General features: G+C 69.4%; 22 protein-coding genes. 10 read left to right on the forward strand and 12 right to left on the reverse strand.

Going from position 1 to position 21,464, the window contains the following annotated elements; all coding sequences use genetic code 11:
- Positions 1–34: 34 nt before the first annotated feature.
- Positions 35–568, reverse strand: coding sequence for a VOC family protein (locus EV659_RS03615; RefSeq protein ID WP_132707484.1), 534 nt, complete (start codon positions 566–568; stop codon positions 35–37).
- Between the two features lie 59 nt (positions 569–627).
- Positions 628–1,719, reverse strand: a complete 1,092-nt coding sequence (gene hppD / locus EV659_RS03620; protein WP_132707485.1) for a 4-hydroxyphenylpyruvate dioxygenase — start codon at positions 1,717–1,719, stop codon at positions 628–630.
- 210 nt (positions 1,720–1,929) lie between these two features.
- Between hppD and EV659_RS03625 the strand changes: the two genes are divergently transcribed.
- Positions 1,930–2,502 carry a MarR family winged helix-turn-helix transcriptional regulator gene (locus EV659_RS03625; protein ID WP_132707486.1) on the forward strand — a complete coding sequence of 191 codons (573 nt, stop codon included), beginning with the start codon at positions 1,930–1,932 and terminating at the stop codon, positions 2,500–2,502.
- Positions 2,503–2,524: 22 nt separating this feature from the next.
- Here the strand turns inward: EV659_RS03625 and EV659_RS03630 are convergent, their stop codons facing one another.
- The 3 genes from EV659_RS03630 to ald all read right to left on the reverse strand — a co-directional run bounded on the left by EV659_RS03630 (position 2,525) and on the right by ald (position 5,689).
- Positions 2,525–3,466: a GGDEF domain-containing protein gene (locus tag EV659_RS03630; protein WP_165878700.1), complete on the reverse strand. Its 942-nt coding sequence runs from the start codon at positions 3,464–3,466 to the stop codon at positions 2,525–2,527.
- Positions 3,467–3,550: 84 nt separating this feature from the next.
- Positions 3,551–4,546, reverse strand: coding sequence for an asparaginase (locus tag EV659_RS03635; protein WP_132707488.1), 996 nt, complete (start codon positions 4,544–4,546; stop codon positions 3,551–3,553).
- 21 nt (positions 4,547–4,567) lie between these two features.
- Positions 4,568–5,689 (reverse strand): alanine dehydrogenase, encoded by a 1,122-nt coding sequence (gene ald / locus EV659_RS03640; RefSeq protein ID WP_132707489.1) that lies wholly within the window; start codon positions 5,687–5,689, stop codon positions 4,568–4,570.
- 213 nt (positions 5,690–5,902) lie between these two features.
- On the opposite strand from ald, the gene EV659_RS03645 reads away from it, so the two are divergent.
- Both EV659_RS03645 and EV659_RS03650 read left to right on the forward strand, forming a co-directional pair.
- A complete protein-coding gene (locus tag EV659_RS03645; RefSeq protein WP_132707490.1) occupies positions 5,903–6,646 on the forward strand; it encodes a VIT1/CCC1 transporter family protein in 744 nt (247 codons plus the stop codon).
- A 92-nt stretch (positions 6,647–6,738) separates the two neighbouring features.
- Complete coding sequence (locus EV659_RS03650) at positions 6,739–7,947, forward strand: dipeptidase (protein WP_132707491.1); 1,209 nt, start codon at positions 6,739–6,741, stop codon at positions 7,945–7,947.
- A 100-nt stretch (positions 7,948–8,047) separates the two neighbouring features.
- On the opposite strand, the gene EV659_RS03655 is transcribed toward EV659_RS03650, so the two are convergent.
- From EV659_RS03655 to EV659_RS03670, 4 genes are read right to left on the reverse strand one after another with little or no spacing between them, the layout of a single operon-like run.
- The gene (locus EV659_RS03655; RefSeq protein WP_132707492.1) at positions 8,048–9,016 is read right to left on the reverse strand and encodes a metal ABC transporter permease; all 969 of its coding nucleotides are present in this window, start codon (positions 9,014–9,016) and stop codon (positions 8,048–8,050) included.
- On the reverse strand, positions 9,013–10,008 hold the full coding sequence (locus EV659_RS03660) for a metal ABC transporter permease (RefSeq protein ID WP_132707493.1): 996 nt from the start codon (positions 10,006–10,008) through the stop codon (positions 9,013–9,015). Before EV659_RS03660 ends, EV659_RS03655 begins: the two co-directional genes overlap by 4 nt.
- 4 nt (positions 10,009–10,012) lie before the next feature.
- Positions 10,013–10,747, reverse strand: a complete 735-nt coding sequence (locus EV659_RS03665; protein ID WP_132707494.1) for a metal ABC transporter ATP-binding protein — start codon at positions 10,745–10,747, stop codon at positions 10,013–10,015.
- 44 nt (positions 10,748–10,791) lie between these two features.
- Positions 10,792–11,886 carry a metal ABC transporter solute-binding protein, Zn/Mn family gene (locus EV659_RS03670; protein ID WP_132707495.1) on the reverse strand — a complete coding sequence of 365 codons (1,095 nt, stop codon included), beginning with the start codon at positions 11,884–11,886 and terminating at the stop codon, positions 10,792–10,794.
- Between the two features lie 300 nt (positions 11,887–12,186).
- On the opposite strand from EV659_RS03670, the gene EV659_RS03675 reads away from it, so the two are divergent.
- The 4 genes from EV659_RS03675 to EV659_RS03690 all read left to right on the forward strand — a co-directional run bounded on the left by EV659_RS03675 (position 12,187) and on the right by EV659_RS03690 (position 16,873).
- On the forward strand, positions 12,187–13,521 hold the full coding sequence (locus tag EV659_RS03675; protein ID WP_132707496.1) for a type III PLP-dependent enzyme domain-containing protein: 1,335 nt from the start codon (positions 12,187–12,189) through the stop codon (positions 13,519–13,521).
- A gap of 46 nt (positions 13,522–13,567) precedes the next feature.
- Positions 13,568–14,614 carry a 1,9-bis(guanidino)-5-aza-nonane synthase gene (locus EV659_RS03680; RefSeq protein ID WP_132707497.1) on the forward strand — a complete coding sequence of 349 codons (1,047 nt, stop codon included), beginning with the start codon at positions 13,568–13,570 and terminating at the stop codon, positions 14,612–14,614.
- An 18-nt stretch (positions 14,615–14,632) separates the two neighbouring features.
- Entirely contained in the window at positions 14,633–15,649 is a 1,017-nt protein-coding gene (speB, locus tag EV659_RS03685; protein ID WP_132707498.1) for an agmatinase, read from the forward strand.
- Between the two features lie 162 nt (positions 15,650–15,811).
- On the forward strand, positions 15,812–16,873 hold the full coding sequence (locus EV659_RS03690; RefSeq protein ID WP_132707499.1) for an isoaspartyl peptidase/L-asparaginase family protein: 1,062 nt from the start codon (positions 15,812–15,814) through the stop codon (positions 16,871–16,873).
- 167 nt (positions 16,874–17,040) lie between these two features.
- Here EV659_RS03690 and EV659_RS03695 read toward each other — a convergent pair whose 3' ends face one another.
- Positions 17,041–17,793, reverse strand: a complete 753-nt coding sequence (locus EV659_RS03695; RefSeq protein WP_132707500.1) for an RNA methyltransferase — start codon at positions 17,791–17,793, stop codon at positions 17,041–17,043.
- 222 nt (positions 17,794–18,015) lie between these two features.
- On the opposite strand from EV659_RS03695, the gene EV659_RS03700 reads away from it, so the two are divergent.
- Positions 18,016–18,699 (forward strand): CPBP family intramembrane glutamic endopeptidase, encoded by a 684-nt coding sequence (locus tag EV659_RS03700; protein ID WP_165878701.1) that lies wholly within the window; start codon positions 18,016–18,018, stop codon positions 18,697–18,699.
- Positions 18,700–18,718: 19 nt separating this feature from the next.
- Here EV659_RS03700 and EV659_RS03705 read toward each other — a convergent pair whose 3' ends face one another.
- On the reverse strand, positions 18,719–19,090 hold the full coding sequence (locus EV659_RS03705) for a DUF3775 domain-containing protein (RefSeq protein WP_132707502.1): 372 nt from the start codon (positions 19,088–19,090) through the stop codon (positions 18,719–18,721).
- A 157-nt stretch (positions 19,091–19,247) separates the two neighbouring features.
- Between EV659_RS03705 and EV659_RS03710 the strand changes: the two genes are divergently transcribed.
- Both EV659_RS03710 and EV659_RS03715 read left to right on the forward strand, forming a co-directional pair.
- The gene (locus EV659_RS03710; RefSeq protein ID WP_132707503.1) at positions 19,248–20,066 is read left to right on the forward strand and encodes a hypothetical protein; all 819 of its coding nucleotides are present in this window, start codon (positions 19,248–19,250) and stop codon (positions 20,064–20,066) included.
- Between the two features lie 42 nt (positions 20,067–20,108).
- Positions 20,109–20,333, forward strand: a complete 225-nt coding sequence (locus tag EV659_RS03715) for a hypothetical protein (RefSeq protein WP_132707504.1) — start codon at positions 20,109–20,111, stop codon at positions 20,331–20,333.
- A gap of 115 nt (positions 20,334–20,448) precedes the next feature.
- Here the strand turns inward: EV659_RS03715 and EV659_RS03720 are convergent, their stop codons facing one another.
- Positions 20,449–21,276, reverse strand: a complete 828-nt coding sequence (locus tag EV659_RS03720; protein ID WP_132707505.1) for a sulfotransferase — start codon at positions 21,274–21,276, stop codon at positions 20,449–20,451.
- Positions 21,277–21,464: the final 188 nt, after the last annotated feature.

Genomic DNA, 21,464 nt, shown 5'->3' on the forward strand with positions numbered 1-21,464 from the left:
CGGCCCGCCATGGCGCCCCGCCCCGGGCTCGTGTTCAGTCCTCGGCGTGCAGCCAGGCGGCGTGCTGGGGCGCCTGGCGCGTCACCGCCCATTCCTCGACCATCTCGCGCGCCACCCGGCGCAGGTCGGCCATCTGCTCGGGCGTGCCGGTGTTGGCGGCCAGTTCGATGCGATGGCCATTGGGGTCGAAGAAGTAGATCGACTTGAACACGCCGTGATTGACCGGGCCGAGCACGTCGAGCCCCTCGGCCTCGATATGGCGCTTGGCGTCCATCAGCGCGTCGAGCGACCCGACCTCGAACGCGATGTGCTGGACCCACCGGGGCGTGTTGGGGTCGGCGCCCATGTCGGGCGAGTTGGGCAGTTCGAAGAACGCCAACACATTGCCCATCCCCGCATCGAGAAAGATGTGCATATAGGGGTCGGGCTCCTTGGTGGACGGCACGCGGTTCTCCGAGATCGCCACGGTCAGGTCCATGCCCAACACGCGCTGGTAGAAATCGGCGGTTTCCTTGGCGTCCCGGCAGCGATAGGCCACATGGTGGATGCGCTGAATATCGACGCTCATGGGGCAGCCTCCTTGGCAATGGCGGCGACCGGGGCGCGTGCGCCCCGACACTGGCGCGGTTATTCCGCAGCGCTGGTGGCATCCTCGGCGTCGAGCACCCCGCGGCGGATCTGGTCGAGCTCGATCGACTCGAACAGCGCCTTGAAATTGCCCTCGCCGAAGCCGTCATTGCCCTTGCGCTGAATGATCTCGAAGAAGATCGGCCCGATCACCGTCTGGGTGAAGATCTGCAACAGCAGACCCTGGCCCTCGGTGGGCGCCCCGTCCACCAGGATCGAGCGCCGGCGCAACGCGTCGAGGGGTTCGCCATGGCCCGGCACGCGGGCGTCGACCTGTTCGTAATAGGTGGCCGGCGTCTCCTGAAACGCCACGCCATTGGCGCGCAACTTGTCCACCGTGGCGTAGATGTCGTCGGTGCCGAGCGCGATGTGCTGGATGCCCTCGCCCTTGTATTCCTTGAGATACTCGGCGATCTGGGACTTGTCGTCCTGGCTTTCGTTGATCGGAATACGGATCTTGCCGCACGGCGCGGTCATGGCGCGGCTGAACAGCCCGGTCTGCTTGCCCTCGATGTCGAAGTAGCGGATTTCCCTGAAGTTGAAGACCCGCTCGTAAAAGCCGGCCCAGGTATCCATATTGCCGCGCTGCACATTGTGGGTCAGGTGGTCCAGATAGGTCAGCCCGGCCCCTTGGGCGGCCATGGCGTCGGCAGCACCGGGCAGCGGCTGATAGGCGTCGAACACCGTGCCAAAGTCGCCATAGCGGTCGACCAGATAGATCCGGCTGCCGCCGATGCCCCCGATCACCGGGGCGTCGACCACCGTGTCGTCGCCCACGACCGGGGCGGGCTCGGCGCCGCGCTCCAACGCGCCCTTATAGGCGAACTCGGCGTCGCGAACCCGGAACCCCATGGCGCAGGCGCACGGCCCGTGCGCGCGCGCGAAGGCGGCGGCGAAACCGGTCGGCTCGGCATTGACCAGAAACACCACGTCGCCCTGGCGGTGCAGGGTGATGTCGCGCGCCGGGTGCCGGGCCACGGCGGGAAAGCCCAAGCGGTCGAACAAGGCGCGCAGCATCTGCGGATCGGGGGCGGCGTATTCGACGAAATCGAAACCGTCGGTGCCCAACGGGTTGTCGTGCAGGTCGGCCATCGCTCAATCTCCTCTCGGCGGCGATCTCCCCGGATCGCGGACGGTCTGCCAGCCACCAGCCGGCAGATGGTTTCATTTGAAACCAATTTAGGCATGAACTATTATCGATGCAAGAAGCCGCGGGCCGTATGGCGCAAAAACCGACACACCGCGGCGAGCAGGTTGGCCGACCGGTGGGGGACGCCAGACCGCAGGCGGGGGGGCACAGCCATGGCCAGAGACGATGACGGCGGTCGCGAAGACCCGGCCGCGGCGGCCGCATCCCATTTGCCGCTAGCGCGGTTTCTGCCCTATCGCCTGTCGGTCTTGTCCAACCGGATCAGCGCGCGCATCGCCGACCTGTATGAACGGCGCTTCGATCTGACCCTGCCCGAATGGCGGGTCATGGCGGTGCTGGGCGAGGCGGCGGCGGACGACCGGCCCATGTCGGCGCAGGAGGTGGCGCAGCGCACGGCCATGGACAAGGTGATGGTCAGCCGCGCGGTGGCCCGGTTGATCGCCGCCGGGCGCGTCGACCGCGCCGTCGCCGCCGACGACCGACGCCGGTCGGTCCTGACCCTGACTGCCGAGGGCCGGCATATTCACGATGCCGTCGTGCCGCTGGCGCAAGCCTATGAACGCGCGCTGCTCGACCGCCTCTCGCCACGCGACCGCGCCGCGCTCGACCGGGTGCTGAGCAGTCTGGAGGGGGTTGACCTGGCCCCTCTGGGGCGCGATGTCGCCGCTTTCCCCCCACCGGGCGACGGCGACAGCGACACCGACGCTGGCCCTGGCAACGGCTGACCGAGCCCCGCTTCGCGTCCGCTCAGCCGGCGCGCAGCAGGCGGTCCTTGCCCGACGCCTTGGCGCTCAGCAACGCCGCATCGGCTTGGGCCATCACCGGGTCCAGATCCGCCGATGCAGCACCGGCGGCCATGGCCAATCCGCCGCTGAAGGTGACGGTCCGCACGGTGTCGGCGAAATGGAACCGCTCGGCCTTGAACAGGCCGCGCAGGCGCGCCAGGAAGGCCGCGGCGCCGTCCGCATCGGTCTCGGGGAACAAAAAGCCGAACTCCTCGCCGCCGACCCGGCCGATCACATCCGATGGCCGCAGTTCCCGCTGCGCCAGGGCGGCGAAGCGGCGCAACACCTCGTCGCCGGCGGCATGGCCGAAGCTGTCGTTGATGGCCTTGAAATCGTCCAGGTCGACCAGCGCGAAGGCGGTCATGCCGTCATAGCGTCGCTGGCGTTGCAATTCGGCCTCGGCCAATTCGACGAACTTCCGGCGGTTGTAGACATTGGTCAGATAGTCGTAATCGGCATAGTATTGAAGCTCGTCCGCCTTCTGCTCCAGTGCCCGGCGCATCTCGACCGCTTCGGTGACCACCTGGGTGAACATGATCACGCCGCCGATACCGCCGTCGGCGTTGCGCCAGGGCACATTCTCCCACTGCACATAGTCCACCCGACCATCGGCGCGCAAAAACCGGTCTTCGGCCGCGCTCAGACGTTCGCCGGCCAGATTGCGCGCGTGGATACGCCGCCACCTCTCGGGGATTTCGGAGAAGATATCGTAATGGCGCTGGCCGATGATCGACCGGCCCACCAGGCCGTAATCCTGATACCAACGCGCGCTGGCCGCCAGATAGCGCAGGTCGCTATCGAACATGGCCACGGCGACCGGCATGTGCCGGATGAACTGGACCAACAGGTCCGGCGTGTCCGGCAGAGCGACCCGCTCTGCCAAGGTTTGCCTGTCAGAAATCATCGGCATACTACTCTTGCTCACCCCATTGCCAAATGGGAGCGCGAGCGCCGGGATCAACCGATGCAGTGCAGTTTTGAACGCGCGTCAGGCGGCCAGCAAATGGGTCAGGCCGTCGCGCGAATAGTCGGCGGCCAGCGCCACGGCGGTCAACACGCGCGCCTTGCGCGGCGCATAGCAGCCGGCTGGAATCAATCCACGCGCGATCAAATCGCGCTCGGCGCCCACATAGCCATAGGTTTCGGTGAGCACGCGGCCTGTGCCGGCGCGGCCCGCCAGGACCACCGGCATGAGCTTGGCGAGTTCGGCGGCCCGGTCGGCCTGGGCCTCGCTCAGATGACCGCCGCCGAAACCAGCCAGCACGGCAGCCCGATAGCCGGCCGGCGCGATCTGGTCGAGCAGCCGGCCGTCATCGTCGAAGGCGGCTTCCCAAAGCGCCACCGCCGGGCAGGCCAAATCGTCGCGCTCGACGCCTTCCAGCGCCGGCGGGCGGCGGATCAGGCCGTTGAACACCACATGGCCCTCGGCGACGAAGCCGGCCGGCCCCACATCGGGCGACACGAACGCGTCGAGCCGCTGGCTATGACCCTTGGTGACCATGCGCGCGGCATGGATGGTATCGTTCATCACCACCACCACGCCGCGACCGCGCAGGCCGGCGCAGCCGGCGACGCGCACCGCCGCCAAAAGATTGGCCGGGCCGTCGGCCCCGGGGGCATCGGCGGCGCGCATCGCCCCGGTGACCACCGTACGCGCCTGGGCGCCGAGCAGCAGGTCGAGCGCGAACGCCAGTTCCTCCAGCGTGTCGGTGCCGGTGACCACCACATGGCCGTCGGCCTGGCTCGACCGGATGCGCCGGGCCAGGTCTACGGCAGTGGCGAAGCCCAGATTGCCGCTGCCAAGCTCGGCCACCGGCTCGACGGTGATCGCCGCCAGATCGCTCAGGCCGGGCACCGCGTCGATCAGGGCTTGACCGCCGAGACTGGGCGACACGCCGCCGCCATCGGCGCCGGCGGCAGCCGGCCGGGCCATGGCAATGGTGCCACCGAGGGTGAAAATACGCAGGCGCGGTGGGTGGGACATGGACGCTCCCTCAACCTCGACTCAAGCCGCCGACAGCGCCTCCGCCGCCGGCACGAACGGTTCGCCCAACGCCTCGGCGACCGCCCGATAGGTGAGCTTGCCGCGACAGACATTGAGCCCCGCCAGAAGATGGCGATCATCGGCCAACGCCTGCCGCCACCCCTTATTGGCAAGCGCCAGGGCGAACGGCAATGTGACATTGTTAAGCGCCTGGGTGGAGGTGCGCGCCACCGCGCCCGGCATATTGGCGACACAATAGTGCACCGTGCCGTCGACCACATAGGTGGGGGCGTCGTGGGTGGTGGGTTTCGAGGTCTCGAAACAGCCCCCCTGGTCGATGGCCACATCCACCAGCACCGAGCCGCGCTTCATCTGGGCGACCATCTGGCGGGTCACCAGCTTGGGCGCGGCGGCGCCCGGCACCAGCACCGCGCCGATCACCAGATCGGCGTCGAGCACATGGCGCTCCAGGCTCTCGCGGGTCGAGAACACGGTCGACAGCTTGGAACCGAACTGGAAGTCGAGCTCCTGCAAGCGCCGCGCCGACCGGTCGAGCACAGCCACCTGCGCTTCGAGCCCCATGGCCATGCGCGCGGCATTGGTACCGACCACGCCGCCGCCGATGATCACCACCTTGGCCGCCGGCACGCCGGGCACGCCGCCAAGCAACATGCCGCGTCCGCCCTGTTCCATCTCCAGCGCGTGGGCGCCGGCCTGCACCGACATGCGCCCGGCCACCTCGCTCATCGGCGCCAACAACGGCAGACCGCCGCGATCGTCGGTGACCGTCTCATAGGCGATCGCCACACACCCCGATTCCACCAGCCCATGGGTCTGCTGCGGATCGGGCGCCAGATGCAGGTAGGTGAACAGAATCTGGTCTTCGCGCAGCATGGCGCACTCGACCGGCTGGGGTTCCTTGACCTTGACGATCATGTCGGCACGGGCGAACACCGCCTCGGCCGAACCGGCGATCTCGGCCCCGGCGGCCACATAATGATCGTCGAACATGCCGATCTCGAGCCCGGCATTGGTCTGCACCAGCACCTGATGGCCGTTTTCGACCAGTTCACGGACACTCTCTGGCGTCAAGCCGACCCGGTACTCGTGGGTTTTGATCTCCTTGGGGACACCGATCAGCATGGAGTTTCCCTTCCTCAAAGACTAGGCGACCCCGGCGTCGTGCGCGGCCTGCCCCCACACCGGCCGGGACCGTGCGGACGATCCTCGGCATGGGTGGTATCCGGCGCGGTCCCACAGTGCAAGGGACGGCGCGCCGCAGAAAGCCTTTTTCACACAACCTGTTCGGGTTAAGCTCGGGATTCTCCACGTTCCAGGCCGGAGGCTTCAGACGCCATGTCCGCCGAAACCGTGCCGCAGCGGGCCGAACACGACCACGACCCGGCCTCGATCCGCCAGCGACTTTACGAAGGTCCCAAGGCGAGCGTCTTGCGCGACTGGGTCTATGGCGGCATCGACGGCGTGATCACCACCTTCGCCATCGTCGCCGGTGCGGTCGGCGGGTCGCTATCGGACACGGTGATCATCATCCTGGGATTGAGCAACCTGGTCGCCGACGGGCTGTCCATGGCCGCGGCCAACTTCGCCGGCACCCGGGCGGAAGTGGACAATCGGGTTCGGCTGCGCGCCGTCGAGGAACGTCACATCGACACCGACCCCGAGGGCGAACGGATGGAAATCCGCGAGATCTATCGCTTCAAGGGCTTCGACGGCACCGACCTGGACCGGGTGGTCGACGTGATCACCAGCGACCGCGAGCGCTGGATCGCCACCATGCTGAGCGAGGAATACGGCCTGCCCGACGCCACGCCCAACCCATGGCGTGCGGCCGCCGCCACCTTCGCCGCCTTCGTGGTCTGCGGGTTCGTGCCCATCGCCCCTTATCTGTTCCGGCTCGACCAGGCGCTGGCGCTGTCGGTGGCGCTCACCGGCGTGACCTTCTTCGCCGTGGGCGCGGCCAAAAGCGCGTGGAGCGTGCGCAGCCCGATCTGGGGCGGGCTGGAAACCTTCGCCATCGGCACCCTGGCGGCGGGTGCCGCCTATGGCATCGGTCGGGCGGCCGAGTGGCTGATCGCCTGAACCGCCGGGCGCGCCGGGCGCCTTGACCGCCTGGCGACGCGGTGCAACGGTTCCAATCTCAACAGCGATAACAACAGTCCAGGGAGACGCCCATGACCCGATCCTTGCTGGCCGCCGCCTTGTGCGGTCTGGCCCTGCCCGCGCTCTTGCCGACCGCCGCCCACGCCCAGGCCGACCGGGCCAGCGATCGCGCCCGGGCGCTGGCCCAGACGGCGATCATCGTCGACGGCCATGTGGACATGCCCTATCGCGTTCAGGTCTCGGGCGCCGATGTGGGCCAGGCGGTGCCGGCGCACGATTTCGATTTCCCGCGCGCCAAGGCCGGCGGGCTCGACGCGCCGTTCATGTCGATCTATGTGGGCGCCGCCTTTCAAGGCACCGGCGGCGCGCGGGCCGAGGCCGACCGGCTGATCGGCCTGGTCGAGGGTCAGGCGGCCCTGCACCCGGACAAATTCGAGATCGCCTACAGCGCCCAGGACGTGGTGCGGATCAAGAAGGCCGGCAAGATCGCCCTGCCCATGGGCATGGAGAACGGCGCGCCGATCGAGGGCGACCTGGCCAATCTGGCGCACTTCCACAAGCGCGGCATCCGCTACATCACGCTCGCCCATTCGCGGGTCAACCACCTGTCCGACAGCAGCTATGACGAGGAACGCCGCTGGGGCGGGCTGTCGCCGTTCGGCCGGCTGGCGGTCGCCGAGATGAACCGGCTGGGGCTCATGGTCGACGTCAGCCATATCACCGACGCCGCCTTCGACGACGTGATGGCGGTGACCCGGGCGCCGGTGATCGCCTCGCATTCGTCGTGCCGGCACTTCACCCCGGGCTTCGAGCGCAACATGAGCGACGCGATGATCGAGCGGCTGGGCGAGAATGGCGGCGTGATCATGATCAATTTCGGCTCGTCGTTCCTGACCGCCGAGGCCAATGGCCATCGCCGCGCCATGGCCGAGGCCTATGACGCCTATCTGGCCGACAACGACCTGACCCACAGCGCCGAGCGCGAGGCGGCGTTCGAGGCCGGCTATCAGTTGAACAAGCCCTATCCGCACGCCGATGTGAGCGACGTGGCCGACCATATCGACCGGGCGGTGGAGTTGGCCGGCATCGACCATGTGGGCCTGGGCTCGGACTTCGACGGCGTCGGCGACACCCTGCCCGAGGGGCTTAAGTCGCCCGCCGATCTGCCCAACCTGATCGACGAACTGATCGACCGCGGCTATAGCGACGGCGACATCGTCAAGATCCTGTCGGGCAACCTGCTGCGCGTCTGGCGCGCGGTCGAAGCGGCGGCGGAATAAGCGCCCCAAGCGCGCGCCCGGGCCTTACATTACGGGCGCGCGCTGCCCCCGGCCTCGCTCCCTCAAGGCGCCGTCGCCGTCACAAACCCCTTTGCCGCGGTCATGACGAGACCCCGGCGGCGGCGCGGGCGATGGCGGCGCGGCGGCGACGGGCCAGCAGGCCATAGCGCGGTGCGAACAGGATCGCCGCCAGTTCGAGCCCGCCGGCGGCGACCGCGATCATGCCGGCAGCGCTGAGCGCGCCGGGCGTGCCGGCCCACACCGGTGCGCTGGCGGCGAGCACATAGCCGAGCGTGGCGGCCAGCACGGCGATCGCCACCGACAGCCAAAGCTGGACCGCCAGCCGGTCGGTCAGCAGCCGGGCGGTGGCGGCGGGGCAGATGAACATGGCGACCACCAGGATCGAGCCCACGGCCTCGAACGACGCCACCGCCGCGATCGCCACGAAGACCATGAACCCGAGCCCCAAAGCGCCGGGCGCAAAGCCGAGCGAACGGGACAGCAGCGGGTCGAAGGTGGCCAGCTTCAATTCCTTGTAGAATAACAGCACCGCCCCGCCGGTCAGCGGCACCACCCATAGCAGCGTCGCGAACTCGGGCGGCAGCAGCGCCCACATATCGGCGCTCAACAGGTCGCCCCAAGCGGTCGGGCCGACCCAGACCGTGGCTTCGAGATTGCCGAACAGCGCATGGTCGGGCGAGATGTGGCTGTTGGCGTTACCGGTCTGTTCGATCAGCACGATGCCGAACGCGAACATGACCGTGAACACGGTGCCCATGGCCGCGCCCTCTTCGAGCCGGCCGAAACGGCGCAGCGCCTCGATAAGCCCCACCGCCAGCACCGTGGCGACCAACGCGCCGAGGGTCATGTGCACCGCCGAATGGGCGTCGGCGATCAAAAAACCCACGACGATGCCGGGCAGCACCACATGGGTCACCGCGTCGCCCATCATCGCCTGGCGCCGCAGGACCAGGAAATTGCCCAGCAAGGCGCACACCGCGCTGGACAGCGACGCGACCGCCCAGGCGGGAAAATCGACGGTCAGGAACAGCGCCGGGTCGAGGGTCACGGCCGCGCCCTCCCCTCGCCGGTCCCCTGGCCCGATCCCTGGCCCAAGCCCTGGCCCAAGCCCTGGCCGGACCGGGCGCGGGCTTCCCGGCGCCGCGCGAGGCGAAAGCGCGCCGCCACCACCCCTTGAGCCACCAGCCCCCGGCGCGGTGCGGCGACCAGGCTGATCAGCAGCAGCGCGCCTGCGGTCATGACGATGGCGCCGCCGGTGGGCAGATCGTCGAGCACCGCCGAAGCACCGGCGCCGACCGCCCCGGCGCCGGCGCCGAACAGGGCCGCGAGCGCGGTCATGGCCCCCAACCGGTCGGTCCAGAACCGCGCCGCCGCCGGGGGCAGGATGACGATGGCGACGATCAGGATCAGGCCGACGGTCTTGAGCCCCAGCGCCACCACCAACAGCAACAGCGCCATCAGCCCCAGGTCGAGCGCGCGCACCGGATAGCCCATGGCGCCGGCAAACGCGGCGTCGAAGGTGAGCAGGCGAAACTCCTTGAACAGCCCCAGACCGACCAAGGCCACCAGCAGCGCCATGACCGCGATGGTGCCGGCCTCGCGCGCGCTGATCGCCGCGGTGGTGCCGAGCAGAAAGCTGTCGAGCCCGGCCTGGCCGCTGACCTGGAGCGACTGCACCACCGACAGCAAAACCGCCCCCAGGCCGAAGAACACCGCCAACGCGGTGGCGATGGCGGTGTCTTCGCTGAGCCGGGTCTGGCTGGCGATCCACGAGATCATCACCGTGGCGAGCGCGCCCGACAGCGCCGCACCCGACAACAGGATCGCCAGATTGCGGCCGTCGAAGCCGAACGCCAGGGCGACCAGAAACCCCCCGGCGATGCCCGGCAGGGCGGCGTGGCCGATGGCGTCGGAGACCAGGCTGCGCTTGTGCAACAGCGCGAACGTGCCGGCGACCGCACCGGCGGCGCCCAGCAGCGTGGCGGCCAGCAGCACCACGGCGGTGTTATAGCTGGACAGAAGGCGGACGATCTCGGCCATCGGCTCAGTCCACCACCGCCGTGGCGCCGCCGGGCAGCACCGCCATGTGGCCGCCATAGGTCTGTTGCAGATTGGCGACGGTGAACGTCTCGCTCATCGGCCCGGCGGCGACCAGGCGGGTGTTGAGCAGCATCAGATGGTCGAAATATTCGGGCACCGTGCGCAGGTCGTGGTGGACCACGAACACCGAGCGCCCCTCGTCTTTCAAATCCTGCAACACGCCGATGATGGTGCGTTCGGTCTTGGCGTCGACGCCGGCCAGGGGTTCGTCCATCAGGTAGAGGTCGGCGTCCTGGGCGAGCGCGCGGGCCAGGAACACCCGCTGTTGCTGGCCGCCCGAAAGCTGGCCGATCTGGCGGTCGGCATAATCGGCGAGCCCCATGCGGTCGAGATAGCCGAACGCCTGCCGGCGGTGCTTGGCGCGCACCGGCCACAACCAGCCGATGCGCCGGTACAACCCCATGGTCACCACGTCGAGCGCACTGACCGGAAAATCCCAATCCACGCTGGTGCGCTGGGGCACATAGCCGACCACGCTGCGGTTGCTGCGCGCCGACTTGCCGAACAGGGCGATCTCGCCCGCCGTCGCCGATACCTGCCCCATGACCGCCTTGATGAAGGTGGACTTGCCCGCGCCATTGGGCCCGACCACGGCGACGAGCCCGCCCGGCGGCGCGGTGTAGGAGACGTCTTCAAGCGCCGGCTTGCCGCCATAGGTGACGGTCAGGCCGTCGACCATGAGCGGCGGCGTGTCCAGATGGCGGCGGGTGATCGGCGTCGATCTTAAAATGGCGGTGTCTCCTGCGTGGCCGCCTCGGCGGACGGGGTGGCGGATGGACCAGCGGGCGGACCAGCGGACCGGGCACCGGCCGGGGCGGCGCCGGGCGCCGCCGCTTCGCTGCCTTGACGCCAGGCGCCGAAGCCGCCCTCGGGCGGGGCGCCGCCGAGCGCGCGGGCGATGGTGGTGCCGTTATGGTCCAACATGCCCACATACGTCCCCAGATAGGTGCCCGGTTCGCCCATGGCATCGGAAAACAGCTTCCCCCCCAGCACCACATCGTGGCCGCGCGCCGCCGCGCCCTCGATCAGCGCGGTGACATTGCGGTCGGACACCGAGGTCTCGGCGAACACCGCGGCGAGATCGCGCTCGACGATCAGGCGCACCAGCCGCTCGATATCCTTGAGCCCGGCCTCGGTCTCGGTGGACGTGCCCTGCACGCCCTCGACCTGGATCTGATAGGCGCGGCCGAAATAGGCGAAGGCGTCGTGGGCGGTGATCAACACCCGCCGGCGCTCGGGCACGCCGGCCATCACCTGGCTCACATAGGCGTCGAGCGCGCCCAGCTCGGCGAAATAGGCGTCGGCGCGGGCGCGGATGGCGTCGGCCTCGTCGGGCGCCAGACGCACCAGCGCCGCCACCCCGGCGCCGAGCGCGGTGCGCCACAACCCCACGTCCATCCACAGATGCGGGTCGCGTTTGTTGTCGGCGTCCTGCAGCAAGCGCTCGGGCGGCAGATGGTCGATCAGCGCCACCTGCGCCGAGCGCCGGCCGAGCCGCCGGATCGCCCCGGCCATCTTCGACTCGAGCGTCTGACCGGTCCAGACGATCAGATCGGCCCGGGTCAGGGCGAGAATATCGCTGCGCGTCGGCCGGTAGAGGTGCGGATCGACGCCCGGTCCCATCAGGCTGGTCACCCGTAGGGCGTCGCCGGCGATGCGCGCCAGCGGCTCGCCGATCTGCGCGATGGTCGCCACCACACGCGGCTTTTCGGCCGGTTCCTGCGCCCCGACCACGGTGGTGCACAGCAGGGTGACGAGGGCTGCGACCGCCACGGATCGGGCGGCGGCGGCCAAAGCGGATAGGGGTAAGACGGTCATCCCGACAAGGTCGACAAAAACCCCTTGAAATTCAAGTCAAGCGCGGTATCTCGGCCAAACGACCTGATGGTGTTCCACGGCTTTAGAAGGACCCTCAAAGCCCATGGGCCTGCGCGAAGTGACATATCCGGGGGGAACCGGGGCTCGGCGGGTGGTCCGCCTGGGCACCGACCGCGGCTATTGGCGCTGGCGGCTCATGGTGCTTGATATGACGTGTTCGACCGCGGGTCGCTGATCCACGCGGCCCGCATCCGGCGTTTCGACCGTTTCCGAAACCCGTCGTAGAGCGGACACGTACCCATGACTCAGTTGTTTGCCGAGGCCGACTGCCGCCGCCAGGAGGCGGGGTCGGGCCTGCTGCCCGTCTATCAAAGCGTCGAGGCGGCGATCGCCGACCATGACGGCGAGCGGCCGGTGCCGCTGTTCTATCCCGAAGCACTGGACCGCGCCGCTCAGGCCTTTGTGGGCGCGTTTCGCGGCCATGTGGTCTATGCCGTCAAGTCGAACCCCGACCCGGTGATCCTGAGCCGCCTGGCCCATGCCGGGGTGACCCGCTTCGATGTGGCGTCGACCGCCGAGGTGGACCTGGTCCAGCGCAGCGTGCCGGCGGCCCACCTCGCGTTCATGCACCCGGTCAAGCCGCGCTCGGCGATCGCCCGGGCCTATGCCGCCGGCGTGCGCACCTTCGCGCTCGACAGCGCTGCTGAACTGGCCAAGATCGACGCCGCCACCGGCGGCGCGCGCGACCTGACCCTGTTCGTCCGGCTCGGCTGCGACCAGGGCAGCGCGGCCTATGCGCTCGACACCAAATTCGGCATCGCCGGGGCCGAGGCGGTCGACCTGGTGGCGCGCACCGCCACGGTGGCCCAGCGGCTCGGGCTCACCTTCCATGTGGGCAGCCAGTGCATGGAGCCGCAAGCCTATGCCCGCGCCATCGCCATGGCCGCCGACGTCGCGGCACGGGCGGGCACCCCCGTCGACGCGCTCGACGTGGGCGGCGGCTTCCCGGCCCCTTATCCGGGCATGACGCCGCCGCCGCTCGCCGCCTATATGGACGCCATCCACGGCGCGGTCGACGCCCACGGCCTGGGCCGGGCGCATCTGGCCTGCGAGCCCGGCCGGGCGCTGGTGGCGGCGGCGGGGTCGGTGCTGGCGCGGGTCGAACTGCGCAAGGGCGACCGGCTCTATCTCAACGACGGCACCTATGGCTCGCTGTTCGACGCCGGACGCACGGTCGGCTGGCGCTTCCCGACCCGGCTGGTCGGCCGGGAAAGCGCGGCCGAGGCGCGGGCGTTCAGCTTCTTCGGCCCCACCTGCGACAGCCTGGACGCCATGGCCGGCCCGTTTCACCTGCCCGACGATGTGGACGAAGGCGACTGGATCGAAATCGGCCAACTGGGCGCCTATGGCACCGCCCTGCGCACCGCCTTCAACGGCTTCACCGCCGAGGCGCTGGTGGCGATCGACGCGCGCGCCCAAGCCGCCCGTCCGCCCCATCAGCCCCAAACCGGCCAGGTCCAGACCGGCCAGCCCCCCATGACCGTGCACCCGGTGGCGGCCTTCCCGGTGGCCGCCTACCCCGAAGCGGACGCCCCCCGGCCCGACATGCCCCTGCCCGCGGTGGCGGCGGAATGACCGCCGCTGCCCCCCACCGACCCGATCACTGACAGGACCCAAGCCCATGACGCCCACCAACCGCAAGGCGGCGCTGCTTTCCACCCCGGTCGAGCATATCGACATCACCCAAATCGACGCCCGGCCGCTGCTCGACGCCATGGGGCACATGTCGTTCACCAGCCGCGACCTGGCGCGCGCCGGCCAGATCTTCGAGACCATGCTGGGCGACCCGGCGTGCAGCGTGATCCTGACGCTGGCGGGCTCGACCTCGGCCGGCGGCTGCATGCATGTCTATCGCGACATGGTGAAGTACGGCATGGTCGACGCCATCGTCGCCACCGGCGCGTCGATCGTCGACATGGACTTCTTCGAGGCCCTGGGCTTCCGCCACTATCAGGGCAGCGCCGAGGTCGACGACAATGAGATGCGCGGCCTCTACATCGACCGCATCTACGACACCTTCATCGACGAGGAAGAGCTTCAGGTCTGCGACGCCACGATCAAGGAGATCGCCGACGCGCTGGCGCCCGGCGCCTATTCCTCGCGCGCGTTCATCGCCGAGATGGGCCGCTGGCTGAAGGCCAACGCCAAAAAGCCCGGCAGCCTGATCGAAACCGCCTATGACCACGGCGTGCCGATCTTCTGCCCGGCGTTCACCGACAGTTCGGCGGGCTTCGGGCTGGTCAAGCACCGGGTCGAGCGCCTGGCCGCCAAGGCCCAGCCGATCACCATCGACTCGATTGCCGATTTCCACGAGTTGACCGAGGTCAAGATCAAGGCCGGCACCACCGGGCTGATGATGATCGGCGGCGGCGTGCCGAAGAATTTCGTCCAGGACACCGTGGTGTGCGCCGAAATCCTCGGTCAAGAGGTGGACATGCACAAATATGCGGTGCAGATCACCGTGGCCGATGTGCGCGACGGCGCCTGCTCGTCCTCGACGCTGAAGGAAGCGTCCAGTTGGGGCAAGGTGGAAACCGCGCAGGAACAGATGGTCTATGCCGAAGCCGGCAGCGTGATCCCGCTGCTCGCCTCGGCCGCCTACCACAAGGGTCTGGGCGAACAGCGACCCCGGCGCCGCTTCGCCGAGCTGTTTCAAGCCCGGTCCTGAACCGCCGAAGGGACCCCGATGACCGACGACACCACCGCCGCCCAGACCGACGACGACGCCGAAAGCCCGCTGCCGCCCTATATGACGGCCGAGGCGGGCTTTCTGGGCCTGCCCGATGCCGACGCCAGCGCGCCCGAGGCCGCGCGCGCGGTGGTGGTGCCGTTCCCGATCGAGCGCAGCGTGTCCTATGGCGGCGGCACCGCACGCGGGCCGGACGCGATCCGGCTCGCCTCGCACCAGGTCGAGCTGTTCGACGAGAGCTATTGGTGCGAGCCCGTGCACCGCTATGGCGTCGCCACGGTGGAGCCGCCGCGCGTGCCCGGCGATCTGAGCCAGATGGTCGACGAATTGGCGACGCTGACCGGCCAGATCCTGGACGCCGGGCGCTTTCCGCTGATCCTGGGCGGCGAGCATTCGCTGACCCCGGGGCCGGTGCGCGCGGCAGCGGCGCGCCACCCGGGCCTGATGGTGGTGCAGATCGACGCCCATGCCGACCTGCGCGACGGCTATGAGGACGAGCCCTACAGCCACGCCGCAGCCATGCGCCGGTGCCTCGACGACCCGGGCGTGAGCCTGGTGGCCGCCGGCATCCGCAACATCTCGGCCGAGGAAATCCCGTTTCTGGAGGCCAACCGCCACCGCATCGCCATTCACTGGGCCAAAGACAAGGCGCGCTGGTCGGCGGCCGACATCGCCGACGCGGTGCGCGGCAAGCCGGTCTATCTGACCGTCGACCTGGACGGCTTCGACAGCAGCCTGATGCCCGCCACCGGCACGCCCGAGCCCGGCGGGTTGATGTGGGACGAGGTGGTCGCGATCGTCCGCGCGGTCGCCGGCGCCGGCACCATCGTCGGCGCCGATGTGGTCGAACTGGCGCCCATCGACGGCCTGCACGCGCCCGACTTCCTGGCCGCCAAGCTCAGCTACACGATCCTCACCGCCGCCCTGCTCGGCCCGCCGCCCGCCACGCCATCCGCACATGAGCCAGCACATGAGGGGCCAGCACCTGGGGGGCCAGCAGCCGCGACCGACTGACCGCCCGCAGCCGCCCCGTCCCGCTGCCCCGGCTCGCCGGCCCGTGCCGCCACCCCGGCTCGCTGGCGGGATCGCGGCGTGGCTGCGGCCTTGCCAGGGCGCAGCGGCGCGGGCAAAGCTGGGTGCTCATCCGACCCGATAATCATAACAGGAGGCTTCCCCATGGCCCGCCCAATCCTGGCCCTGACCGCCGCTGCGGCCGCTCTGGCGCTGTCGCTGTCCGGCGCCGCGCGCGACCATCAGTCCCACCACCACAAGGACCAGGCAATGACCGACCCCACCCCGTACGCCTTCGCGATCCATGGCGGCGCCGGGACCATCACCCGCGACAAGCTGACCGCTGACCTGGAAGCCGACTATCGCGCCAAGCTCGGCGAGGCGCTGGCCGCCGGCCAAGCGGTGCTGGCGGACGGCGGAGCGGCCACCGACGCGGTGATCGCCGCCATTCAGGTCATGGAAGACTCGCCGCTGTTCAACGCCGGGCGCGGTGCGGTCTACACCGCCGAGGGACGCAACGCGCTCGACGCCTCGATCATGGACGGCCGCACGCTCAACGCCGGCGCGGTCGCCGATATCTCGCGGGTCAAGAGCCCGATCGCCCTGGCGGCCAAGGTGATGACCGACAGCCCGCACGTGATGCTGGCCGGCGAAGGCGCCGAACAGTTCGCCCGCGACCAGGGCCAGGAGATGGTCTCGCCGCTCTATTTCTACACCGAACGGCGCTTCCAACAGATCCTTCAGGTGCGCGGCGAAGACAAGGAAGCGGTGCTGCTGGACCATGACGGCGACGACCGGCCGAGCAAATATGGCACCGTGGGCGCGGTGGCGCTCGACAAGCACGGCAATCTGGCCGCCGGCACGTCGACGGGCGGCATGACCAACAAGATGTACGGCCGCATCGGCGACAGCCCGATCATCGGCGCCGGCACCTATGCCAACAACGCCTCGTGCGCGGTCTCGGCCACCGGCCACGGCGAGTATTTCATCCGCGCCACGGTCGCACGCGACATCTGCGCGCTGATGGAATATGCCGATCTCAGCCTGGCCGAAGCGGCCGACCGCCTGGTCATGGACAAGCTGGTCAAGATGGGCGGCGACGGCGGCATCATCTCGGTCGACCATGCCGGCAATGTGGCGCTGGTGTTCAACACGCCGGGCATGTACCGCGCTTCGGTGCGCGAAGGCGAAGACGCCATCATCGGCATCTACAAGGACGACGACTAAGATCGACCGCGGCGCCCGGGCCCATGCCCGGCGCCGGCCGCCCCGCTCAGCGCCCCCCGGGCGCGCCGCCAAAGGGCGGGGCCATAGGGCCAAGGGCATAGGCATCGGGCCGAGAGGACCGCCGCGATTACCCGCCCGGCCCCTGGACCGTCGTGGACGCCGGGCGGTCAGGCGTCGCCCGGGTCGCGCGGCGCCCAGGTCAGGGTCTTGAACACGCCGCGCAGGGTCTGCACCTCCTGGTCGGTCAGCCGGGCGTTCTCCAGCAAGGTGCGCAATGACCGCGCCTGGCGCTCGTAGCGGCCCTCGCTGCGGAAATAGCCGCGCGCGTCGAGGTCGGCGACCAGTTGCGCGTGCAGGTCGGCCAGCGCCTGCTTGGGCGCGCCCTGGCCGGCGCGATGGTCGGCCACCGCCGGCGCCGGGGCGCGGTGCTGGAACCACTCATAGGCCACCAGCACCACCGCCTGGGCCAGGTTGAGCGAGCCGAAAGCGGGGTTGACCGGCACGGTCAGGATGGTGTCGGCGAGCGCCAGATCCTCATTGCTGAGGCCCGAGCGTTCCGGCCCGAACACCAGCGCCACCCGGCCGCCGGCATCAATCTCGGCATGGGCCTGGGCGGCGGCTTCCAAGGGCGTGACCACCGGCATCACCATGCCCCGGTCGCGCACCGTGGTGGCGAACACCCGGCGGCAATCGCCGACCGCCTCGCCCAGGCTGTCGACCACCCGCGCCCGGTCGAGCACCACATCGGCGCCGGCCGCCGCCGGACCGGCCGCCGGGTTGGGCCAACCGTCGCGCGGCGCCACCAGCACCAGATCGGTGAGGCCGAAATTGTACATCGCCCGCGCGGTCTTACCGATATTCTCGCCCAGTTGCGGGCGGACCAGGACGACGATGGGGTGGGCTTGGGGGGCTGGGGCCATGATGTGCGAAAACCGGGCTGGATGGGCGAGCGGGACGGGCGCCGGCGCGCGCTTCAAGGGGGCGACGCCGGCCGGGCTCCGCTCTAGCCCAAGGCCGGCGGGGGTGCAAACGAAACTGCCGCACGCCGCCTGGCCCCGCGCCACCGGCAAGGGGCTCGACAGAGCCGGGCCGGCGGGGCAGGGTCGCCCCCCACGATCGGAGTCACAATGACCGCACTCACCATGACCGCACTGGGACTGATCCTCTTCCTCGGCATATTCCCAGCCATCGGCTTCGCCTCGGCGCGCACCATGTCGCGGCTGCTGCTGGACGACCGGCCGCCCGAACGCCCGTCGCTCTACCTCAATGCCATGCTGTCGCAATGGGCCCTGGTGGTGCCGCTGGTCACGCTGTTCGCCCTCACCGGCACCGATCTGGCGCGGCTCGGCCTGCATCTGTCCGGTGGGCCGGCGGTGTGGGCGGGCTTTGCTGCCGTGGCCGCGATCCATGTGGGGCTGTTGGCGGTGCGCGCCCGGGCGGTGCGGTCGAGCCGCCTGCGGGTCTGGCTGTGGCGCCGCATGCACCCGGCGACCCGGCGCCTGTTGCCGCAGACGCCGGCCGATCTGGCGGCCTTCGCCCCGGTGGCGGTGACCGCCGGGGTGTGCGAGGAGATCCTGTTTCGCGGCCTGCCGTTCTTCCTGTTGGCCGACCTGCCCGCCGCTGCGGTGCTGGTCATCTCGGCGCTGTCGTTCGGCACCCTGCATCTCTATCAGGGTGTTCTGGGCTTCGCCGTCACTGCGATCGCCGGGCTGGCGTTCGGCGGGCTCTATCTGGCCACCGGCTCGCTGCTGCCGGTGATGCTGCTGCACGGGCTCTACAATTGGGAGGTGGCGCGGCTGCACCTTTTGCTGGTCGACACCCAGTAGCGCAGGCGCCCGGTCCGCTTCACTCGGTCAGCGCATCGAGCCCGTTGACCAGTTGGTCGGCCAAGAGCGGCGTCCCCATCAAATATTCCGACGTGGAGTGGATCGCCTCCTCGCGCGCGGTGCGCACCGCATCGTCCCATTCCTCGGGCTCGAACGTGCCGCGGCCAATCCACACCAGGGCGACCAGTTGCGCCTGCTGCTCCTCGCTCATGTCGTCGATCGCCGCCTCCAACAGGTCGGCTTCGGGCGTCGGATAGGGCGACTTGCGCGTCGCCTCGCCGCCGGTGTCGTCGCCGCTGTCCAGCCCCTGCCCCGCGGAGATGAACTGCGCCTCGTAGTCGCGAGCCAGAACGATGAGGCGATTGATGTCGTCGGTTGGCACGGTCAGCATGAGCGGCCTCCATTCAGGAAATACACCCGTCGGGTCCATCATGTTCCCGGCCATATGGACAGGACAAGGACGATCGAAAAGAGCGGTCGCCGGCGGCGTTGGGTCTTGCCGTTCCGGTCACGCCGATATATATCGAAACTATACATAGGAGACGCCCATGATGACCCCTTATCTTGCCCGCCCCCTTGGTTCCGCGCCCTGGATCGCGGCGCTTGCGCTGGCCGGCCTGACCGGTCCGGCCGGCCTGGCCCAAGCCCAGGAGCAAGGCGACACCGACTGGCTGGCAGCGGCGCAAAAGCTGACCAGCCCGCATCCCGTCGACGCCTTCGATTACCAAGCCGAACTGATCATCGACGCCGAAGACGAACGGATGCACATCGTCGCCACCCATGCCGGCGGCGAGACCGGCGAGGACGCCTGGACGGTGACCAAGTTTGAGACCGCCGGCGCGGTTGCCGGCGACGACAAGGCCGACGGTCGCGCCGAAATCGACAACATGGCGCTGCCGAGCTATGAGGACATCGTCGGCGGTCTGAAGGGCGCCCAGTTGATCCGCGAAGACGACCAGGTGGCGGTCTACCGAATCGCCGGCTTGGACAGCGACGACGTGCCGCTCGGCGACGTGGGCACCAACGGCACGGTCGATGTGGACGGCGACCTGCCGGGCGAGGTCATCGTGCGCAAGACCAGCCCCTTGGGCCCGTATGTGGAATCGGTCGAGGTCGCGCTGCCCGAACGGGTCGGCTGGCGCGCCGTGGCGTCGCTCGAAGATCTGGGCCTGGCGTTTCGCTTCACCGTCGAGCCAAGCGGCCAAGGCGTCCTGCCCAGTCACATGACCGTCGATGTTGCCGGCAAAGTCTTGTACTTTTTCGGCTACGACGCGCACATACAGGTTGATCAGACCGGCTTTCGCCTCGCCGCGGCCGCCGCTGACAAGGGCGACGCGGACCAGTCCGAGGGTCGCGCAGGGCAGTGACGCCCGCACACCCCGCGCCAACCCCAGCCATAGGAGACATCCATGAGCGGCACCATGATGGTGGTGGTGATTGTCGCCATAGCCTTGGCGGCCGGTGGCTTGGAAGCCTTGCTCAAGCACCGCGAGAAGATGGCCAAAGTCGCGGCCCAACGCGGCGACAGTCAGACCGCCAACCGCATCGCCGCGTTGGAGGATCGGGTACGCACCCTCGAACGCATCGTCACCGACCGGGGGCACAATCTACGCGACGAGATCGATTCGCTGTAGCCGACGCCGGCGCACCCGCCGGCCGCCGCCGGTCGCGGGGCCCGACGCGCCGGATGTCCGCGCGCCTCGGGGCCATTGGCCGGCGGGCGGGGTGTGGCGGGACCGGCGCCTTGGTTCAGGCGCGCCGAATGACGCCCGCCGCCCGGGTCACATTATCCGACAGATCGTCCAGACCGCAGAAATCGATGACCTGGGCCAAACTGGCCTCGGGGGCCTGGGTCAAAGCCTCGTAGCTGACGCCTAAGAACGGCTTCTTGATCGCCATCAGCGCGCCGACCGTCTTGTTGACCAGCACCCGGCCGCCGGCGAGCCCATAGAGTTCGGGCCACCCGCGCCGCTGGCGGGTCATTTCCACCTCCTCCAACGGCCGGTGCATCAAGATCACCGACAAATCGAAGAAATAGGTCAGATAGGGCAAGGCAAGGCCCGCGAGGGGCATTTTGAGCAGAAACCGCGGCCGGGCACCGACGATCGCGCCATGCTTGCCCGCCGCGACCTCAGCGGCAAACGCCTGCAAATCGCGCGCGAAGGGCGCGACCACGTCGGGCTTGATCGTCAAGGTCGCCTCGTCGGTGTAGCGCAACACAAGGTCGCGAAACGGCAGAAGCTCGAAGGCATTGGGTGTGGCCGGGTCGTTGGTGTGCAGGTGCGGGCCCAGGGCCGGCACGCCCAATTCGGCCAGGGCCGCCGCCATGGCGGTGGTGCCGCTGCCCCAGGTCCCGGCGATGAAGATAAGCTGCAGTGGTCCCTCCCCTTGACGGCGATGCGTGACGATGGCGCGCACTATGGCGCGCCGCCCACGCCCGGCGCAACCATCACCCGTGTCGGCACAATGGGTCGGCGGCTGGGTGCACGCCGGCACCGCCTCGCCCTTGCCCATGCCGCCACAACACCGCACACTGACGCCAGACAGCGCGCCTGGAGCGACCAACCGATGCCCCATCCGCCCGTGTTGAACAGCGCCACCCGCCGATGACGGGTCCGGACACAGGGCCAAAGGCGACCGGCCCGAAACCGCCGAGCGCGTCCGCACCCGCGGCGACCGTCGCCGGCGCGGATGCCCCCGGCTCCGCCACGGGCGCCGCCGAGCCCGGCCCGGCAGTCGCGGCTGGCGGCGACACCGCGCCAGGC

Source organism: Rhodothalassium salexigens DSM 2132, from assembly GCF_004341375.1.
Taxonomy (GTDB): domain Bacteria; phylum Pseudomonadota; class Alphaproteobacteria; order Sphingomonadales; family Rhodothalassiaceae; genus Rhodothalassium; species Rhodothalassium salexigens.

What these genes read in the sequence shown, in the direction of transcription:
- EV659_RS03615 (WP_132707484.1), bottom strand. Translation starts at nt 568, where the DNA reads ATGAGCGTCGATATTCAGCGCATCCACCATGTGGCCTATCGCTGCCGG.
- hppD (WP_132707485.1), bottom strand. Translation starts at nt 1,719, where the DNA reads ATGGCCGACCTGCACGACAACCCGTTGGGCACCGACGGTTTCGATTTC.
- EV659_RS03625 (WP_132707486.1), top strand. Translation starts at nt 1,930, where the DNA reads ATGGCCAGAGACGATGACGGCGGTCGCGAAGACCCGGCCGCGGCGGCC.
- EV659_RS03630 (WP_165878700.1), bottom strand. Translation starts at nt 3,466, where the DNA reads ATGATTTCTGACAGGCAAACCTTGGCAGAGCGGGTCGCTCTGCCGGAC.
- EV659_RS03635 (WP_132707488.1), bottom strand. Translation starts at nt 4,546, where the DNA reads ATGTCCCACCCACCGCGCCTGCGTATTTTCACCCTCGGTGGCACCATT.
- ald (WP_132707489.1), bottom strand. Translation starts at nt 5,689, where the DNA reads ATGCTGATCGGTGTCCCCAAGGAGATCAAAACCCACGAGTACCGGGTC.
- EV659_RS03645 (WP_132707490.1), top strand. Translation starts at nt 5,903, where the DNA reads ATGTCCGCCGAAACCGTGCCGCAGCGGGCCGAACACGACCACGACCCG.
- EV659_RS03650 (WP_132707491.1), top strand. Translation starts at nt 6,739, where the DNA reads ATGACCCGATCCTTGCTGGCCGCCGCCTTGTGCGGTCTGGCCCTGCCC.
- EV659_RS03660 (WP_132707493.1), bottom strand. Translation starts at nt 10,008, where the DNA reads ATGGCCGAGATCGTCCGCCTTCTGTCCAGCTATAACACCGCCGTGGTG.
- EV659_RS03665 (WP_132707494.1), bottom strand. Translation starts at nt 10,747, where the DNA reads ATGGTCGACGGCCTGACCGTCACCTATGGCGGCAAGCCGGCGCTTGAA.
- EV659_RS03670 (WP_132707495.1), bottom strand. Translation starts at nt 11,886, where the DNA reads ATGACCGTCTTACCCCTATCCGCTTTGGCCGCCGCCGCCCGATCCGTG.
- EV659_RS03675 (WP_132707496.1), top strand. Translation starts at nt 12,187, where the DNA reads ATGACTCAGTTGTTTGCCGAGGCCGACTGCCGCCGCCAGGAGGCGGGG.
- EV659_RS03680 (WP_132707497.1), top strand. Translation starts at nt 13,568, where the DNA reads ATGACGCCCACCAACCGCAAGGCGGCGCTGCTTTCCACCCCGGTCGAG.
- speB (WP_132707498.1), top strand. Translation starts at nt 14,633, where the DNA reads ATGACCGACGACACCACCGCCGCCCAGACCGACGACGACGCCGAAAGC.
- EV659_RS03690 (WP_132707499.1), top strand. Translation starts at nt 15,812, where the DNA reads ATGGCCCGCCCAATCCTGGCCCTGACCGCCGCTGCGGCCGCTCTGGCG.
- EV659_RS03695 (WP_132707500.1), bottom strand. Translation starts at nt 17,793, where the DNA reads ATGGCCCCAGCCCCCCAAGCCCACCCCATCGTCGTCCTGGTCCGCCCG.
- EV659_RS03700 (WP_165878701.1), top strand. Translation starts at nt 18,016, where the DNA reads ATGACCGCACTGGGACTGATCCTCTTCCTCGGCATATTCCCAGCCATC.
- EV659_RS03705 (WP_132707502.1), bottom strand. Translation starts at nt 19,090, where the DNA reads ATGCTGACCGTGCCAACCGACGACATCAATCGCCTCATCGTTCTGGCT.
- EV659_RS03710 (WP_132707503.1), top strand. Translation starts at nt 19,248, where the DNA reads ATGATGACCCCTTATCTTGCCCGCCCCCTTGGTTCCGCGCCCTGGATC.
- EV659_RS03715 (WP_132707504.1), top strand. Translation starts at nt 20,109, where the DNA reads ATGAGCGGCACCATGATGGTGGTGGTGATTGTCGCCATAGCCTTGGCG.
- EV659_RS03720 (WP_132707505.1), bottom strand. Translation starts at nt 21,276, where the DNA reads ATGGGGCATCGGTTGGTCGCTCCAGGCGCGCTGTCTGGCGTCAGTGTG.